This window comes from Streptomyces sp. MMG1533, assembly GCF_001279775.1.
Lineage (GTDB): Bacteria > Actinomycetota > Actinomycetes > Streptomycetales > Streptomycetaceae > Streptomyces.
Window position 1 is genome coordinate 59,263 of record NZ_LGDG01000248.1, and the last position, 15,292, is coordinate 74,554.

Annotated in this window: 14 protein-coding genes; 4 read left to right on the forward strand and 10 right to left on the reverse strand. The window is 71.2% G+C overall.

Annotated features, from left to right (window positions below):
* Positions 1-37 precede the first annotated feature (37 nt).
* Positions 38-1,534, forward strand: coding sequence for a FadR/GntR family transcriptional regulator (locus ADK57_RS35055; RefSeq protein WP_053753705.1), 1,497 nt, complete (start codon positions 38-40; stop codon positions 1,532-1,534).
* A gap of 7 nt (positions 1,535-1,541) precedes the next feature.
* On the opposite strand, the gene ADK57_RS35060 is transcribed toward ADK57_RS35055, so the two are convergent.
* The 10 genes from ADK57_RS35060 to ADK57_RS35105 form a co-directional block, all read right to left on the reverse strand.
* Entirely contained in the window at positions 1,542-2,795 is a 1,254-nt protein-coding gene (locus tag ADK57_RS35060) for an FAS1-like dehydratase domain-containing protein (protein ID WP_053753706.1), read from the reverse strand.
* Positions 2,796-2,916: 121 nt separating this feature from the next.
* Entirely contained in the window at positions 2,917-4,050 is a 1,134-nt protein-coding gene (locus tag ADK57_RS35065) for an acyl-CoA dehydrogenase family protein (protein ID WP_053753707.1), read from the reverse strand.
* Between the two features lie 96 nt (positions 4,051-4,146).
* Positions 4,147-4,983 carry a sugar phosphate isomerase/epimerase family protein gene (locus ADK57_RS35070; protein ID WP_159050206.1) on the reverse strand — a complete coding sequence of 279 codons (837 nt, stop codon included), beginning with the start codon at positions 4,981-4,983 and terminating at the stop codon, positions 4,147-4,149.
* A 67-nt stretch (positions 4,984-5,050) separates the two neighbouring features.
* The gene (locus tag ADK57_RS35075) at positions 5,051-5,836 is read right to left on the reverse strand and encodes an SDR family NAD(P)-dependent oxidoreductase (protein WP_053753709.1); all 786 of its coding nucleotides are present in this window, start codon (positions 5,834-5,836) and stop codon (positions 5,051-5,053) included.
* On the reverse strand, positions 5,833-6,816 hold the full coding sequence (locus ADK57_RS35080) for an NADPH:quinone oxidoreductase family protein (RefSeq protein ID WP_053753710.1): 984 nt from the start codon (positions 6,814-6,816) through the stop codon (positions 5,833-5,835). The genes ADK57_RS35075 and ADK57_RS35080 overlap by 4 nt, the downstream gene beginning before the upstream one ends.
* Positions 6,813-8,021 (reverse strand): acyl-CoA dehydrogenase family protein, encoded by a 1,209-nt coding sequence (locus ADK57_RS35085; protein ID WP_234390508.1) that lies wholly within the window; start codon positions 8,019-8,021, stop codon positions 6,813-6,815. The genes ADK57_RS35080 and ADK57_RS35085 overlap by 4 nt, the downstream gene beginning before the upstream one ends.
* A 10-nt stretch (positions 8,022-8,031) precedes the next feature.
* The gene (locus tag ADK57_RS35090; RefSeq protein ID WP_053753712.1) at positions 8,032-9,159 is read right to left on the reverse strand and encodes an acyl-CoA dehydrogenase family protein; all 1,128 of its coding nucleotides are present in this window, start codon (positions 9,157-9,159) and stop codon (positions 8,032-8,034) included.
* A gap of 81 nt (positions 9,160-9,240) precedes the next feature.
* Positions 9,241-9,723, reverse strand: coding sequence for a VOC family protein (locus ADK57_RS35095; protein WP_234390509.1), 483 nt, complete (start codon positions 9,721-9,723; stop codon positions 9,241-9,243).
* A 5-nt stretch (positions 9,724-9,728) separates the two neighbouring features.
* The gene (locus ADK57_RS35100) at positions 9,729-10,928 is read right to left on the reverse strand and encodes a cytochrome P450 (protein ID WP_053753714.1); all 1,200 of its coding nucleotides are present in this window, start codon (positions 10,926-10,928) and stop codon (positions 9,729-9,731) included.
* A gap of 219 nt (positions 10,929-11,147) precedes the next feature.
* Positions 11,148-11,912 carry a crotonase/enoyl-CoA hydratase family protein gene (locus tag ADK57_RS35105; protein ID WP_053753715.1) on the reverse strand — a complete coding sequence of 255 codons (765 nt, stop codon included), beginning with the start codon at positions 11,910-11,912 and terminating at the stop codon, positions 11,148-11,150.
* Positions 11,913-12,062: 150 nt separating this feature from the next.
* Between ADK57_RS35105 and ADK57_RS35110 the strand changes: the two genes are divergently transcribed.
* The 3 genes from ADK57_RS35110 to ADK57_RS35120 are packed head-to-tail and all read left to right on the forward strand — an operon-like array spanning position 12,063 to position 15,187.
* Positions 12,063-13,082: a phosphotransferase family protein gene (locus ADK57_RS35110; protein WP_053753716.1), complete on the forward strand. Its 1,020-nt coding sequence runs from the start codon at positions 12,063-12,065 to the stop codon at positions 13,080-13,082.
* Positions 13,083-13,100: 18 nt separating this feature from the next.
* Positions 13,101-14,420, forward strand: coding sequence for an acyl-CoA dehydrogenase family protein (locus ADK57_RS35115; RefSeq protein ID WP_053753717.1), 1,320 nt, complete (start codon positions 13,101-13,103; stop codon positions 14,418-14,420).
* Entirely contained in the window at positions 14,417-15,187 is a 771-nt protein-coding gene (locus ADK57_RS35120; protein WP_053753718.1) for an SDR family NAD(P)-dependent oxidoreductase, read from the forward strand. Before ADK57_RS35115 ends, ADK57_RS35120 begins: the two co-directional genes overlap by 4 nt.
* The last annotated feature ends 105 nt before the right edge of the window (positions 15,188-15,292 follow it).

The window sequence follows — 15,292 nt, forward strand, 5'->3', positions numbered from 1 at the left end:
ACTGAGGATACGCAACGTCTTCTGAGGAGCTGGCCACATGGCGACTGCCGCCGACCTCGAACCCGCCGACGGCGAGCGGGAGTCGGACCTCGCCGCGAGCGGGAGCGAAGCCCCGGTCGGCAAGCTCGCCGCGCAGATCGCGCACCGTATCGAAGCGGACGTGATGCGCCGGGGCTGGCCCGTCGACGAGTCGCTCGGCTCGGAGCTGGAACTGCGCGAGCGCTTCTCGGTGAGCCGTTCGGTGCTGCGTGAGGCGGTGCGGCTGGTCGAGCACCACCAGGTCGCCCGGATGCGCCGGGGACCGGGCGGCGGTCTGATCGTCTGCGCACCCGACGCGGGCCCGGCCACCCGGTCCATCGTGATCTACCTCGAGTACGTCGGCACCAGCGTCACGGACCTGCTCCACGCCCGTCTCCTGCTCGAACCGATCGCCGCCGGCCTGGCCGCCGACCGGATCACCGAGGAGGGCATCGAGACGCTGCGTGCCACCCTCGACGACGAGCGCGCGCACCGTGAGGACCAGGGCGTCGAGTCGCACGACCCCCTGCACCCGGTGCTCGGCAGACTGTCGGGGAATCCTGTGCTGCACCTCTTCATCGACGTGCTCACCCGGCTCACCGCGCGGTACGCGCACACCTCCCGCCGGATCGCCAAGGCCGAGCTGGTGGCCTCCGCGGAGGAGTCGTACGAGGCGCATCAGGCGATCGTCGACGCCGTGGTGGCCGGCGACGGCGCCCGCGCCCAGACGGCGCTCACCGCACACCTGGAGTGGGTGGCCGCCTGGATCGAGAAGCACCGGGTGCGCCGCACGCGGATCGCGGGCAACGTGATCGAGCCGGAGGTGTCCGAGGGGCCGCGGGCCAAGCTCGCCGAGGTCGTAGCGTCCTGGATCCACGACGACATCGCCGCGCGCGGCTGGCAGGTCGGCTCGGTGCTCGGCTCGGAGGCCGATCTGCTCGCCCGCTACGGCATCAGCCGGGCGGTGCTGCGCGAGGCCGTCCGGCTGCTGGAGTACCACGCGGTGGCCCGGATGCGCCGCGGCCCCGGCGGCGGGCTCATCGTCACCGAACCGGAGCCGCAGGCCAGCATCGACACGATGGCGCTCTTCCTGGAGTACCAGGGCGTCACGGCCGACGATCTGCGGACCGTGCGCGACGCCCTGGAACTGGGCACCGTCGCCCGGGTGACCGCCCGGCACGCCGAGGGCGACCAGGAAGTGGCCGAGCGTCTCGCCGCCGCCGTCCGCTGGACCACCGAGGGGCCGGCCGACGATCCGCGCAAGGCCGATCTGTTCCACTCCGAGCTGGCCGAACTGTCCGGCAATCCCGTGCTGTCGCTGTTCCTGGGCATCATCACCGAGCTGTTCCGCAGGCACGCGGCCGGCCAGGACCGCCAGTTGCCGGGCGACGCGGCGGCCGAGGAGGTCCAGCACGTGCACCAGCGCATCCTCGACGCGATCCTCGGGTCGGACGCCGGAGTCGCCCGGCACCGGATGCGCCGGCATCTGGACGCGCTCGTGCCGTGGTGGCACTGAGCGGCGCTCAGTCGGCGACGCTGAACCGGGCCAGTTCGTGCGCCACCATCCCGGGCAGGTCCGGGGCGGGCGGCGCCGGCAGTTCCACGACGCGGTCGCGGGTCGGCAGCAGGACGACCGCCGTGCCCGGCGTGGTGACCTCGCCCCGCTGGTTCTCGCAACGCACCGCCAGATGCACCTCGTTGCGGCCGTCGGCCTGCCTCTTGTCCACGACCTCGCCGCGCACCCAGGTGGTGTCGCCCAGGTAGTTGAACTTGCGGTGCTCGCAGCGCAGTTTCCACAGCCACCCGTCGTCGCCGATCCAGTCGGTGAGCAGATGGCACAGCCACGTCTCGCGCATGCCGCCGTAGTCGTAGGAGTTCGGCAGGCCGAGTTCCGTGGCGCGCTCGGGCTCCCAGTGCAGGCGCTGGACGGTGTCCGGGATGTTCAGCCTGTTGGGCGGGTAGAGCCCCGGGGCCTTGCGGCGGATGCGCGCGGCGATCCCGAACGCTCCCGGAGGGGTGAGCTGCATTCCCCAGCCGAGGTGCCAGACGACCACGTCCGTGGTGGTCAGCGGACCCTTCACCTTGGCGGGCAGCGCCTCGCCGATCTCGACGTCCTCCCAGTACCGCGGCTCGGCGCCGCGCCTGGTCTCGGCCGCGTACGCCGCGTCGATCTCGGCGAGTTGCTCGGGCGTGTAGGGCGGTTGCTCGAGCGTCTCCTTCGCCCGCTTCCTCGACGTGTGCCGCTCGGCGTTGATCCACGTGCCTCGCCGCAGCGCGTGCATCTCGCCGTCGCCGTTGGTGTAGAGGTAGTCGTGGGTGACGTGCGCGGTGCGTCCGCCGAAACTGCTGCGCTTGGGCTGCACGCCCACCTGGGTCTGCAGCATCCGGCAGCGGTCGCCCAGCCGCAGCGGCCGCCACCATTCGAACTCCATGACCGCCTGGTACGACCCCAGTCCGGCGAACGGGTCGCCCCGCAGCAGCGCCTTGGTCTCCGGGTCCGGTTTCGGAGCGGCGTCCTCGCCCATCGTGTACAGGAACGTCGGCGGCGCGACCAGCTCGCTCCAGCGGGTGCCCGAGGCGTACCCGGGGTCGCAGTAGAGCGGGTTGTCGTCGCCGTAGCCGTACGCGAAGTGCCGTACGCCGTCCCAGGTCACCTCGTAGTTGTGCGGCGGGTTGCGCTGCGGATTGGGGATGCCGAGGCGGCGGCGGGACCGCTCGATCGCCTCGTCGGTCAGCACGCCGAACCGCTCGGCCGGCTTCTCCTCGATACTCGTCATCGCAGATCCTCCTCGATTGCTCAGAGCCTGTGTCACATCCCCGGCCCGGGTCCGTCCCGGATCGGCCTCTGACGCCGCCACCGGCACCGGCACCGGCACCGGGTCGCGAACTGCCACGTGATCAGCCCTTCGGCAGGCCGAGCACCTGCTCGGCAAGGAGGTTCTTCATGATCTCCGTGGTGCCCGCGGCGATCGTCGCCGAGCGGCTGCGCAGGAAGCGGTGCACGGCAGGGTTGTCCGCGAGCAGGCCGTCCGAGCGCTGGACGCGCAGCAGTGTCTCCGCGAGCTCGGAGGTGGTCCGGCTCCATGCCGGCTTGATGACCGACTGGGCGGCACCCGGTGTGCCGCCTTCGCCGAGTGCGGCGAGGGCGCGCGCCCCGAGCAGGCCGGTGAGGCGGGCGTCCATCCAGCGGCGTACGACCTCGTCACGCAGGAGCGGGTCGGTGATGCGCAGATCCCGTACCAGGATCTCCACCTCGCGCTGCAGCGCGGCGGCCGTCGAGATCACGCCCGAGCGCTCGTAGCCCAGCGTCGTCATGGTGACCCGCCACCCCTCGTTCAGGGGGCCGAGCAGCGCGGAGCGGGGCACCCGCACGTCGTTGAAGAACACCTCGGCGAAGTCCGGCTCGCCGGTGAGCCGACGCACCGGGCGGCGGTCGACGCCCGGTGCGTCCATCGGCACGAGCAGTACCGAGATGCCCTCGCGTTTGGGGGGGCGCGGGTCGGTACGGACCAGCAGCATGATGTGCGTGCCGTGCATCCCCGCCGACGTCCACGCCTTCTGGCCGTTGACGACGAACCCGTCGGCCCCGTCGGCGCCCAGCGGCTCGGCCCGGGTGCCGAGCCCGGCCAGGTCGCTGCCGGCGCCGGGCTCGCTGAAGCCCTGGCACCAGATCTCCTCGCCGTTCAGGATGCGCGGCAGGGACGCGCGCTGCGTCTCGTCGCCGAACAGGATCAGGGCCGGTCCCACGTTGTCGAGCCCCAGCACACCCGCGGGCATCGGGGCGTCCACGCGCGCGAGTTCGGCGTCGCAGGCGATCCGGTCGACCACGTCGAGGCCACGCCCGCCGGCGTGGACCGGCCAGGACGGCGCGGCCCAGCCGCCCTTGGCGAGCAGCCGCTGCCAGGCCAGCGCCGCCTCGAAGGACTCGCCGGCACCCCACTGCGCGCGATACCCCGGCACCACCGTGTCGAGGTAGGTCCGCAGCTCGGCGGCGGCGGTCCCCGCCACGACGCGCTCGTCCGTGCGGACCATCACTCCGATCCCTCCCTTTCGCGCGCGGATCCGTCACGCCAGATCACCACGCCGACCAACAGAGTATACTCAATTAAGGCGTCCGTCAGTCGTCACTCACATCCAAGCGCGGGCCACGAGGCGCCGGCTCCCGTCAAGAATCCGGCGGGCACGCTCTTTCGGCGAGATTCCGGCCTGCTTGAGTCCACGAAGCGGAACTTCAGCGCTGACGGTGATGCCCCGGGGCAGGAAGGACAGCACTTCCCCCAGCGGAAACTCTCCGTCCCCGGGAATGGCTCGCTCGTTGACGGCCTCATCCAGGTAGGCGGAAAGGCTCTCGGAAACACGGGGGCCGTCGCTCAGCTGGCAGTATCCGAAGAGCCGGCGATCCACGTTCCGGACGTCGTCCGGGCCTTCTCCGGCCCGCGCGAGATGGAGCGTGTCGACGAGAATCCTGAGGTTCGGCTGGTCAAGCCGTTCCACCAGTTCGACCGCCGCCGCCAGAGAGGGCACGTGCGAGAGCGGTGTGAACTCGATGAGCACGTCCACCTGAGCGGTTCGGGCGACCTGGCAGAACTCGCCCAGGAGGTCCTCGATGTGACCCGGCCCGCGCCGCAGACCCGCGTCGGGCTCGAACGCGCAGGTGTTGGCCAAGGGGGCGCCCAGTTCCGCAAGGACGTCCAGCTTGCGCCTCAGACCGTCCAGCCCCTCTTCGGGCGCGAGAAGGAATCCGTCCCCCATGGCCACCGAGAGATTCAGCGCATCCAGCTGCGAGAGAGTCTCACGCAACACCCGCCGATCGTGAACACCGGGGTGTGCGACGCTCAGACAAACGGTCTCGGCGCCGCCCGCGGCGGCTGCCTCGACAAAGACGGACAAGGGTTCCTCGCGAAGGCTCAGGTGCTCGAGACCGACCGACACACCAGGCCGCTCATCGACGTCGAGTCGATTCATGTTCATCCACACCTCAAGAAGAGGAGACTAAATCCGGTGTCTGGGTGAGCGACACTGCGGCGTCAGGTCAGGCGCCGAGCATCTGCAGTCCACCGTCCACAGCGATCAGCTGACCGGTCATGAACCGCGCCCCGGTGCCGGCCAGGAACACCATGACGGGCCCGAGATCCGTCTCCGGGTCACCGAGTTCACCCCGCAGTGGCATGGTCGTCCGCAAGCGCTCCTTGAACGCGGCGGCACGCTCCGGGCCGAGGTGCTCCCACAGCCGTTCGGCGCCCTGCGTGCCGACCGCCGGCGCCAGGGCGTTGACCGTGACCCCGAATCTCCCCCACGCCGCAGCCACCGACCGGGTCCACGCGTGGACGCCGGCCTTCGCCACCGCGTAGTGCGGCGCCAGGGGATTCCCACGGACCCCCTCGGCCGATCCGAGGTTGATGATCTGCCCGCCGCCGTGACGCATGCGCGCGAACGCCGCCTGATTGGTGAGGACCGTCGACCGGAGATTGATGTCGAGGACCAGGTCGAGTTCGTCGTCGGACAGTGACTCAGGCGTACCCGGCCGCCAAGAACCCGCCGCGTGGAGCAGCACGTCGAGACCGCCCAGGATCGACGTGGCCTGCTCGAAAGCCGTATCGACCGAGCGGCGGTCGCGCGCGTCGCACGCCACCCAGGCACACCGTTCCCTGAGGTCGTCCGGGGGCGGCGTCGCGTGGAACAGACCGACGACCTCCGCCCCGGCCGCGAGGAACGAGGCCGTGGCGGCCGCACCGATTCCACTGGCCGCCCCGGACACCACGGCGCGTCGGCCGGCGAGCGGCCCGCCCGTCGATGCCGCTTCGGCGGGACTGCTCATGACCCGGCCTCCATGTCGAGGACGATCTTTCCGGTGGTCCGGCGTTCGGCCACGTCGGTCAGCGCGACCGCGACATCGGAGAGGGGATGCACGCGGGAGACGAGGGGGCGCAGCCCGTCACGAACCATGCCTGCGAGGGCGCTCGCGGCCGCGGCCGTGGCATCCGGGTCGGTCTGGCGAATGGTCCGCGCCTCGAATCCCCGTACGACCAGGTTCTTGAGCAGTACGAGGTTCAGCGGGACACGGGGAATGCGCCCGTCGGCATAGCCGACCGTGACGAACCGGCCGTCCCGCCGCAACGCACGCAGGGCGGCCTCCGCGTAGTCGCCGCCGACCGGGTCGATCGCGAGGTGGGCGCCCTCTCCGCCCGTCAGCTCACGGATCCGGGCCTTGAAGTCCTCCCGGACGTAGTCGATCCCGGCGTCGGCACCGAGCTTGCGCGCGACCGCGAGCCGGTCCTCGCTCGACGCGGCCGCGACGACGCGCAACCCCAGCCGCTTGGCGACGTCGACCGTGGCCGTGCCGACCCCGCCGGCGGCGCCGAGCACCGCCACCCATTCCCCCGCCGTGGCACCGCCGACCGTCACGAGAGCGTGGTAGGCGGTGTTGTAGGTCACGTGGAACGCGGCGGCATGCACCATGTCGAGGCCGTCGGGGACCGGGCGCAGCGCCGCGAGGGGCGCCACGACCTGCTCGGCGAACGCACCGCTGAGCACCGCCCCGGCCACGGGCGAGCCCACCGCCGGCCCGGACACCCCGGGCCCCAGAGCGGTGACGACACCGGCGAACTCACTGCCGGGCGTGAAGGGCAGGGGCGCGGAGACCTGGTAGCGATTCGCAGCGATCAGCACGTCGGGGTAGTTGACCGCCGCGGCGTGCACCTGGACCAGGACCTCCCCCGGGCCCGGCTCGGGGTCGTCGACTTCGACGACGGAGATTCCGCTCGGCGGCCCGTACTCCGTACAGCGCGCGGCCCTCACTGCGACCTCACCATGGGGGGCATGGCCGGGTCGCGGGGCAGGCCCAGCAGTTGCTCGGCGATGGTGTTGCGCTGGATCTCCGCGGTACCGGCCCCGATCGTCGATGCCCGGGTGCGCAGGAAACCCCATACCCAGCGCCCCCGTTGCACGGCGTGCGGATCGTGCCGGCCGAGCACCCCGTGGGAGCCGAGCATCTCGACGGCGAACTCGTGCAGGTCCTGCTCGAAGGTCACGGTGAACAGCCTCGACGTCGACGACGCCGGACCCGGCTCGCCCTTGGCCATGATGTCGGAGATCGTCCGCATCCCGGTGTAGCGCATGATCCGCACCCGCACCTCGAAGTCCGCCAGCCGGTCGCGCACCAGCGGATCCGCGGTCGCCCGGCGCTCATGGGCCAGCTCGATCAGCTCGTCGAGCACGCGCCGGTACATCGCGGCCTGGTTCATCGTCCCGGCGGCGCGTTCGTGGCCGAGGCTCGTGCGTACGAGCGGCCACCCGCCGTTCTCCTCGCCGATGCGGTGGGAGACCGGCACGCGTACGTCGTTGAAGAAGATCTCGCAGAAGTGCGCGTCCCCGGTCAGGTCGCGCAGCGGCCGCACGGTGACGCCGGGTGCGTGCGCGTCGATCAGCAGATAGGTGATGCCCTGCTGCCGTGACTCGCGGGTGCCGGTGCGGACCAGGGTGAAGATGATGTCGGCCAGGTCGGCCGCGCTGTTCCACACCTTCTGTCCGTTGACGACGTACTCGTCGCCCTCACGCCGGGCCGTCGTGCGCAGCGCCGGGAGGTCCGAACCGGCCTCCGGTTCGGAGTAGCCCTGGGCCCACACCGTGTCGCCGCGCAGCATGGGGCGCAGGAAGCGCTCCTTCTGCTCCGTCGTGCCGTACTTGATGAGGGTGGGGGCGGCGATGCCGAGCCCGGTGCCCAGCGGCCCCGGCACCCTGGCCTTCGCGTACTCCTCCTGGTAGATCACCTGCCGGGCGAAGCTCAGCTCCATCCCGCCGTACTCACGCGGCCAGCTGGGGCCGGCGTACCCGGCGTCGAAGAGCGTGGCCAGCCACGCCTTGCGCCAGGCCAGGCGCTCGCTGGGGTCCTTGGGCCGGCGGCCGGGGTGGTTCCCGGTCAGGAAGGTCCGCAGGCGTGCCCGGAACTCGTCGTCGGTCTCGAGCGCGTCGTCGTGCCGGTTCCGCACGGTCGTCGATGTCACCTGTGCCCCCTCAGATCCCGACCAGGTCGGCCAGACGGGCCCGGTGCGCCGCGGGCGCCCCGAACAACTGCTCGGACGACTTGGCCCGCTTCAGGTACAGGTGCGCGTCGTGTTCCCACGTGTAGCCGATGCCTCCGTGGATCTGGATGTTCTCCTTGGCCGCGTGGGTGCAGGCCTCCGAGCAGTACGCCCCGGCCAGCGCCGCGGCCACCGGCAGCTCGGCCGAGCCCTCGGCCGCCACCGACGCGGCATGGTACGTGGCCGATCGTGCGGCCTCGACCGCGAGCAGCATGTCCGCGCACTTGTGCTTGATGGCCTGGAACGACCCGATCGGCCGGTCGAACTGCACCCGGATCTTCGCGTACTCCACCGCCGTGTCCAGGCACGCCTGCGCCCCGCCGACCTGCTCGGCGGCCAGGGCGACCACCGCCAGATCGAGCGCCTCCCGCAGGAACGCCGGCGCGGCATCCGCCCCGCCGTCCGGCCCGACCCGCACGGCCGGGGTGCCGTCGAGGTCGATCCGGCCCAGCCGTCGCGTCGGGTCGAGCGCGTCGAGCCGGGTCCGGGTCATCCCGGCCGCGTCGCTCTCGACGGCGAACAGCCCCGGCCCTGCGCCGGTGCGCGCGACCACGAGCAGCAGGCCGGCCGTGTGGCCGTCGATGACGAACATCTTGGTACCGGACACCGTCCAGCCTCCGCCGGGGGCCGTCGTCGCCGTGGCCGCGACGTCCTCAAGCCTCCACGAGCCGCTCTCCTCCGCGATGGCGACGGTCGCGGTCAGCGAGCCGGCGGCGATGCCGGGCAGCCACCGCGACTTGGCCGCGTCGTCGCCGGAGGCGGCGAGCGCCTGGCCGGCCAGGGCCACCGTCGCGAAGAACGGCGAGGGCAGCAGCGCCCGCCCCATCTCCTCCAGCACGATCCCCAGTTCGACCGGGCCGCCGCCCGCCCCGCCGTACTCCTCCGGCAGCGCGATGCCCTGCAGCCCGAGCTGTTCGGCCATCTGTCGCCACAGCGCGGGATCGTGGCCCTCCTCGGCCTCCATCCACCGACGTACGGCCTCGCTCGGCGACTTGTCCGTCAGGAAGCGTCGCAACGACGCCCGCAGCTCTTCCTGCTCCTCGGTGAACGTGAGGGTCACCTGGCTCCTCCACGATTGCGGTCGATTCGGCCGAGCTCTCCGGACACGATACCCCGCCAGAACATAAAGAGGACACTCTATTTAGGAGTCCTGTGGCTCCGGCGTCCTCTCGCGCAGGTAGGCGGCGAAGTCCGGAATCCGTTCGCGCTCCACGATCTCGACGCGGATGCCGGAGGGGGCCAGGTGATAGGCGAAGATCGACGGCGTGCCATCGACCGTGGCGCAGGCTTCCAGGGCGAATCCCGCCGCTTCGAGCCGCTTCGACGTGGTCGCGACGTCGTCGCAGAAGTAGCCCAGGTGATGTGCCGCGCCCTGCGGTGCCGTCGACCAGGGGGTGCCGGGGATCTCCTGCACCAGTTCGAGGTGCGGGGCGTCGAGCGAGTAGGCGAAACGCAGAAGCAGCACCCGCTCGCCTTCCGCCAGGCGCACCGGCATTTCGTAGGCCACGATTTCCGTCCACCGATATCCCGCGACCTCGCTCATGCGGGCCATGGCCGCCTCGAGATCCGGTACGACGATGCCCGTGTGGTAGAAGTCGGCAGCGCTGAGGGGGTGTGTCGTCACCGCGTTCACCACTCGAGCCGGAGCGACTTGATGCCGTACATGTTGCCGGTCTGCTCCAGGCCCTGGCCGTCGGCGATCCGGTAGTCCGGGATGCGCCTGTGCCACTCCTCGACCGCCACGTTCAGTTCGAGCCGGGCGAGGTGCGAGCCCAGGCAGCGGTGCGGGCCGGAACCGAAGGCGATGTGGTTGCTCACCTTGCGGTCCAGGTCCACCTTCAGCGGGTTCTCGTACCGCTCGGGGTCACGGTTGCTGACCGCGAGCGGCAGCATCACCATCTCGCCGGACTTGACCGGGCAGCCGCCGATCTCGACGTCCTTGGTCGCTTTGCGGGCCGGGACGACGAACGAGTAGACGCGGAGGGTCTCCTCGACGGCCGTCGGGATGAGCGAGGGGTCGGCGACGATCGCCTTGCGGTGCTCCGGGTGACTGGCGAAGTGGTACAGCGCCCAGCCGATCGAGATCGGGACCGTGTCGAGGCCGGCCTGGAACATCAGGACGCAGAACGCGTGCATGTCCCGGTCGCTGATCGGTTCGCCGTCGATCTCCCACGTCATCGCGCGGGACAGCAGGTCGTCCCGCGGGGCCTGCCGCCGCAGGGCGATCTGCTCCTCGAAGTAGGCCGACACGGCGGTGATCGCCGCCAGCTGCCTGCTCCGGTCCGGGTCCTGTTCGTAGGACAGGTGCAGCATGTTGTGCACCCAGTCGAGGAACGTGTTCAGGTCCTCCTCGGGCAGGCCCATCAGGCGCATGAAGATCAGGGTCGGGAACCTGCGTGCGAACTCGTCGAGCACGTCGGCCCCGCCACTGTCCTTCAGCCGGTCGATCATCTCGACCGCGACCCGCCGGATCTCCGGCTCCCGGGCGGCGATCGACTTGGGCGAGAACTCGCGGCCCAGCAGGCGCCGCCACTCGGTGTGCAGCGGCGGGTCCAGCATCTCCGGGATCCACAGGAACTTCGGGTCGGGATCGAGAGCCGTCACCGACGTGTTCGAGAACGTCCGCCAGTCCTGCAGCGCCGCCTGCACCGCCCCGCCGTCCGTGACGACCCAGTAGCCGCGCGCGATGCTGCTCCTGAACCCGGAGTGGGTGCGGGCGATCTCGTCCCATCGGCGCTGGTGGCTCAGGACCGGGCCGCCGGCGGTGTTGTCGAAGTAGTACGCGGGCACGCCTTCGTAGGTGCCCTCGGGCTCGAGCGTCGCGCTCATCGCGGTTCCTCTCCGGGAAGGGTGGCGCGGCGGGTGGCCGGTCTCCCGGCAGAGCTCCGGCGACAGCTCCCCAAGTCCCGCACAGCGCCGGGCTTCCGCCGTCGCGCCCTATTGAGGCTCCTCTTTCGAGGTTTCCCTCACCATGCCATCGCACCGCCGAGAACGGCAATCCCCGAGCACAGGGTGAATTTTGCGGCTCTCGCGAGGTCCTGCGGGACCTCAGCGGCCCTTCCAGACCGGTGCCCGCTTTTCGGCGAACGCCCTGGCTCCCTCCTTGGCGTCCTCCGACGCGAACACCGGGTCGGCGATCTCGGTCTGCTTCGCCCAGCCCTCGTCCAGCGTCCAGTCGGCGCTCGACCGGGCGATCCGCTTGGTCGCCGCGACGGCGAGGGGACCGTTGGCCGCGATGGTCCGACCGAGCCGCAGCGCGCCCTCCAGGGCCCCGCCCTCGTCGGTCAGCCGGTTCACCAGACCGACCTCGGCCGCCCGTTCCGCCCCGAACGGCTCCCCCGTGAGCAGCAGTTCGAGCGCGATGGCGAAGGGGACGCGCCGGGGCAGCAGCAGCGCCGCACCCCCGGCCGCGATCAGCGACCGCGTCGTCTCCGGCACTCCGAAGCGCGCGGTACGCGCCGCGACGACGAGGTCGCACGCGAGGAGCAGCTCGAACCCGCCGGCCAGCGCCCAGCCTTCGACCGCGCCGATCAGCGGCTTGCGCGGCGGCGTCACCGTAATGCCGCACACCCCGCGGCCCTTGATCAGTGGACTGTCCCCGCGCAGCCACGCCTTCAGGTCCATCCCGGCGGAGAACGTCCCGCCCGTGCCGGTGAGCACGCCGACCCGCAGGTCGTCCGACTCGTCCAGCTCGTCGACCGCCGCCGCCACCCCGGCGGCCACGGCGCCATTGAGTGCGTTCTTCGCCTCCGGGCGGTTGATCGTGATGACCTGGACGGCGCCGTGGCGCTCGACAACTACCTCGTCCGACACGTTTCCTCCTCCGAGCGGGCGGCCGCTCCGACGGCCTTGCCGTGGACTCACCGCATAAAAGAGTATACGTTTTAGGGGCCGACCATCCAGAACGGCATTCCGGACGGTCCGCGTCCGGCTCCCTCAGCGATCACGACGGACGGAGCAGGCATGCCCGACGGACGACCAGCGGTACGCCCGCGGATCGGCATCGCCGATCCTTCCGACGTCGTACGACGCGCGACGAGGGCGGTCGGCCGGCCCGTACGCGACCTGGCACCGCTGCCCGGCGGCAACTCCAGCCTCACCTACGCCGCCACCACGGACGCGGGCGTCCGCGTCGTCGTGAAGGTCGCCCCGCCCGGCCTCCCCCCGGTCCGCAACCGGGACGTGCTGCGCCAGGCCCGTGCGCTCACCGCGCTCACCGCGGTGGCGGACGTGGCCGTGCCGAAGGTGCTGGGGACCGACTCCGGCGAGCCGCCGGACGTACCGCCGCTGTTCGTCATGTCCTTCGCGGAAGGCGAGAGTTACGAACCCCGCCACACCGAGCTCACACGGCGTCCGCCTGCCGCCGAGGTGCGCGAGCGGGGCGCGGCCGCCGCCCGCATGCTGGCGGCGCTGCACACCGTCGGCGCCGCCGAGCTGGGCATCGCGGAGGAAGCGGTGTCGCCGCAGGCCGAGGTCGAGCGATGGTGCGCGGCACTGGCCACGTGCGAGCTCGAACCGGCCGCCGCACAGGCCGAGTCGGAGTGCCGGAGCCGGCTCACCGCGGCGCTCCCGGCGCCGTTGCGGCCCGCGGTGCTGCACGGCGACTGGCGACTGGGCAACATGCAGTGCGTCGGCGCGCAGATCCGCGCGGTGATCGACTGGGAGATCTGGTCGGTCGGCGATCCGCGGCTGGACCTCGCATGGCTGCGGCTGATGTCCGACCCCGAGCACCCGACGGCAGTCGCACCCGATGCCCCCGCCCTGGAACCCGACGAGCTGCTGGCCGTCTACGAGACGGCGAGCGGCGAACCGGTGGCGGACCTGGGCTGGTTCGACGCCCTCGTCCGCTACAAGCAGGCCGCCGCGTCCGCGCTCTTGGTCAAGAACGCCGTGCGCCGCGACCAGGTCACCGAGCGGGTGGAACGGATGCGCCACGGCGTTCCGCTGCTGCTCGCCGCCGCGCTCACCCGTCTCACCCGCTGATCCCCCTTCGGAGGAGCGATGCTGGATTTCTCGATCGAACCGGAGTTCCAGGCCAAACTGGACTGGGCCGCGGCCTTCGTACGGGAGGAGGTCGAGCCGCTGGACCTGCTGTTCCCGCACGGCGGCGATCCGTACGACACGGGCAACGAGAAGGCCCGCGCGATCCTCGGGCCGTTGCGCGAACAGGTCAGGGCGCAGGGTCTGTGGGCCTGCCATCTCGGGCCGGAGCTGGGCGGACCGGGCTACGGCCAGGTCAAGCTCGCCCACCTCAACGAGATCCTCGGCCGCTCCTACTGGGCACCCACCGTCTTCGGCACCGCCGCCCCCGACACGGGGAACGCGGAGATCCTGGCGATGTTCGGTACGCAGGAGCAGAAGGACCGTTATCTGGAGCCGCTGCTGAACGGCGACATCGTCTCCACCTTCTCGATGACGGAGCCTCAGGCCGGTGCCGACCCGAAGGAGTTCGCGTGCCGGGCATGGCGGGACGGGGACGAGTGGGTGATCGACGGGGAGAAGTGGTTCTCCTCCAACGCCCGCTTCGCGTCGTTCCTCATCGTCATGGCCGTCACCGATCCGGACGCGCCGCCGCACGCCCGGATGTCGATGTTCGTCGTGCCGTCCGAGACACCCGGCATCGAGATCAAGCGCAACGTCGGCACGATGGACGAACGTGACTCCCTCGACGAGGGCATTCACGCCTACATCCGCTACCACCAGGTCCGGGTGCCGCTCGATGCCATGCTCGGCGGCCCCGGCGAGGGCTTCAAGGTCGCCCAGGCCCGCCTCGGCGGCGGCCGGGTGCATCACGCCATGCGCACGGTCGGCAAGTGCACGCGTGCCTTCGACATGATGTGCGAACGCGCGATGTCCCGCCGCACTCAGGGCACCCTTCTCGCCGAGAAGCAGGCCGTGCAGCAGTTCATCGCGGACTCCTGGATCGAGCTGCAGCAGTTCCGGCTGCTCGTGCTCAACACGGCGTGGATCATCGACACCCAGCCGCACGGCGCCGCCCGCACCCAGATCGCGATGTGCAAGGTCGCGATGGCCAGGGTGCTGCACGACGTCATCCAGCGGGCCCTGCATCTGCACGGTTCGCTCGGCACCACCGGCGAACTGCCGCTCGCGCAGTGGTGGATGTCCGTGCCGAACCTCGCCCTCGCCGACGGCCCGACCGAGGTGCACCGCACCACGGTGGCCAAACAGCTCCTGAAGAACTACCGCCCGGCCGAGGGGCTGTTCCCCAGCGAGCACATCCCGCCGAAGCTCGACGCCGTCCGCAAGCGGTACGCGCACATCATCAACGACGACGGCCTCTCGGGCCGGGTGAACGCATGACGAGCGAACCCGTGAAGTTCGCCGCGTCCAACCTGTTCGACCTGTCCGGCAAGGTCGCGCTGGTCACCGGAGGCAGCCGGGGCCTGGGCCTGGAGATGGTGCGGGCCTTCGCCACCGCGGGCGCCGATGTCGTGATCGCCAGCCGCAAGCCCGACGCGTGCGAGGCGGCCGCCAAGGAGGTCCGCGACCTGGGCCGGCGCGCCCTGCCGGTCGCGGCGCACGTGGGGCACTGGGAGGACCTGGGCCGGCTCGCCGATGCCGCCTACGACGAGTTCGGCACGGTGGACGTCCTGGTCAACAACGCCGGAATGTCCCCGGTGGCGCCTTCGTCGGCCGAGACCGGCGAGGAACTCTTCGACAAGGTCGTCGGGGTCAACTTCAAGGGGCCGTTCCGGCTCGCCTCGTTGATCGGCGCGCGGATGGCCGAGGGCGACGGCGGCTCGATCATCAACGTCTCCTCCTCGGGCGCGCTGATGCCCCAGCCCAGATTCGGGCCGTACGCGGGCGCCAAGGCCGCGCTCAACGCGCTGACCACCGTCTTCGCCCTGGAGTACGGCCCGAAGGTGCGGGTCAACACCATCTCGGCCGGTCCCTTCCTCACCGACATCTCCAAGGCCTGGCCCAAGGAGAAACGGCAGAGCACCCGCAGCGCGCTCGGCCGGCCCGGCAGGCCGGAGGAGATCGTCAGCACCGCGCTCTACCTCGCGAGCGACGCGTCGAGTTACACGACGGGGGCGCTGATCCGGGTGGACGGCGGCCTTTACTGACAGGCCGATCGGAGCCGTCGGCCCCCACCAGGCCGGCGGCTGCCGACTGCCCCTCAGGCCTGCGGCTCTGCCAACGGTCTTCCTCCGGCCGGAGGCACGGCCAAC

What these genes read in the sequence shown, in the direction of transcription:
- ADK57_RS35055 (WP_053753705.1), top strand. Translation starts at nt 38, where the DNA reads ATGGCGACTGCCGCCGACCTCGAACCCGCCGACGGCGAGCGGGAGTCG.
- ADK57_RS35060 (WP_053753706.1), bottom strand. Translation starts at nt 2,795, where the DNA reads ATGACGAGTATCGAGGAGAAGCCGGCCGAGCGGTTCGGCGTGCTGACC.
- ADK57_RS35065 (WP_053753707.1), bottom strand. Translation starts at nt 4,050, where the DNA reads ATGGTCCGCACGGACGAGCGCGTCGTGGCGGGGACCGCCGCCGCCGAG.
- ADK57_RS35070 (WP_159050206.1), bottom strand. Translation starts at nt 4,983, where the DNA reads ATGAATCGACTCGACGTCGATGAGCGGCCTGGTGTGTCGGTCGGTCTC.
- ADK57_RS35075 (WP_053753709.1), bottom strand. Translation starts at nt 5,836, where the DNA reads ATGAGCAGTCCCGCCGAAGCGGCATCGACGGGCGGGCCGCTCGCCGGC.
- ADK57_RS35100 (WP_053753714.1), bottom strand. Translation starts at nt 10,928, where the DNA reads ATGAGCGCGACGCTCGAGCCCGAGGGCACCTACGAAGGCGTGCCCGCG.
- ADK57_RS35110 (WP_053753716.1), top strand. Translation starts at nt 12,063, where the DNA reads ATGCCCGACGGACGACCAGCGGTACGCCCGCGGATCGGCATCGCCGAT.
- ADK57_RS35115 (WP_053753717.1), top strand. Translation starts at nt 13,101, where the DNA reads ATGCTGGATTTCTCGATCGAACCGGAGTTCCAGGCCAAACTGGACTGG.
- ADK57_RS35120 (WP_053753718.1), top strand. Translation starts at nt 14,417, where the DNA reads ATGACGAGCGAACCCGTGAAGTTCGCCGCGTCCAACCTGTTCGACCTG.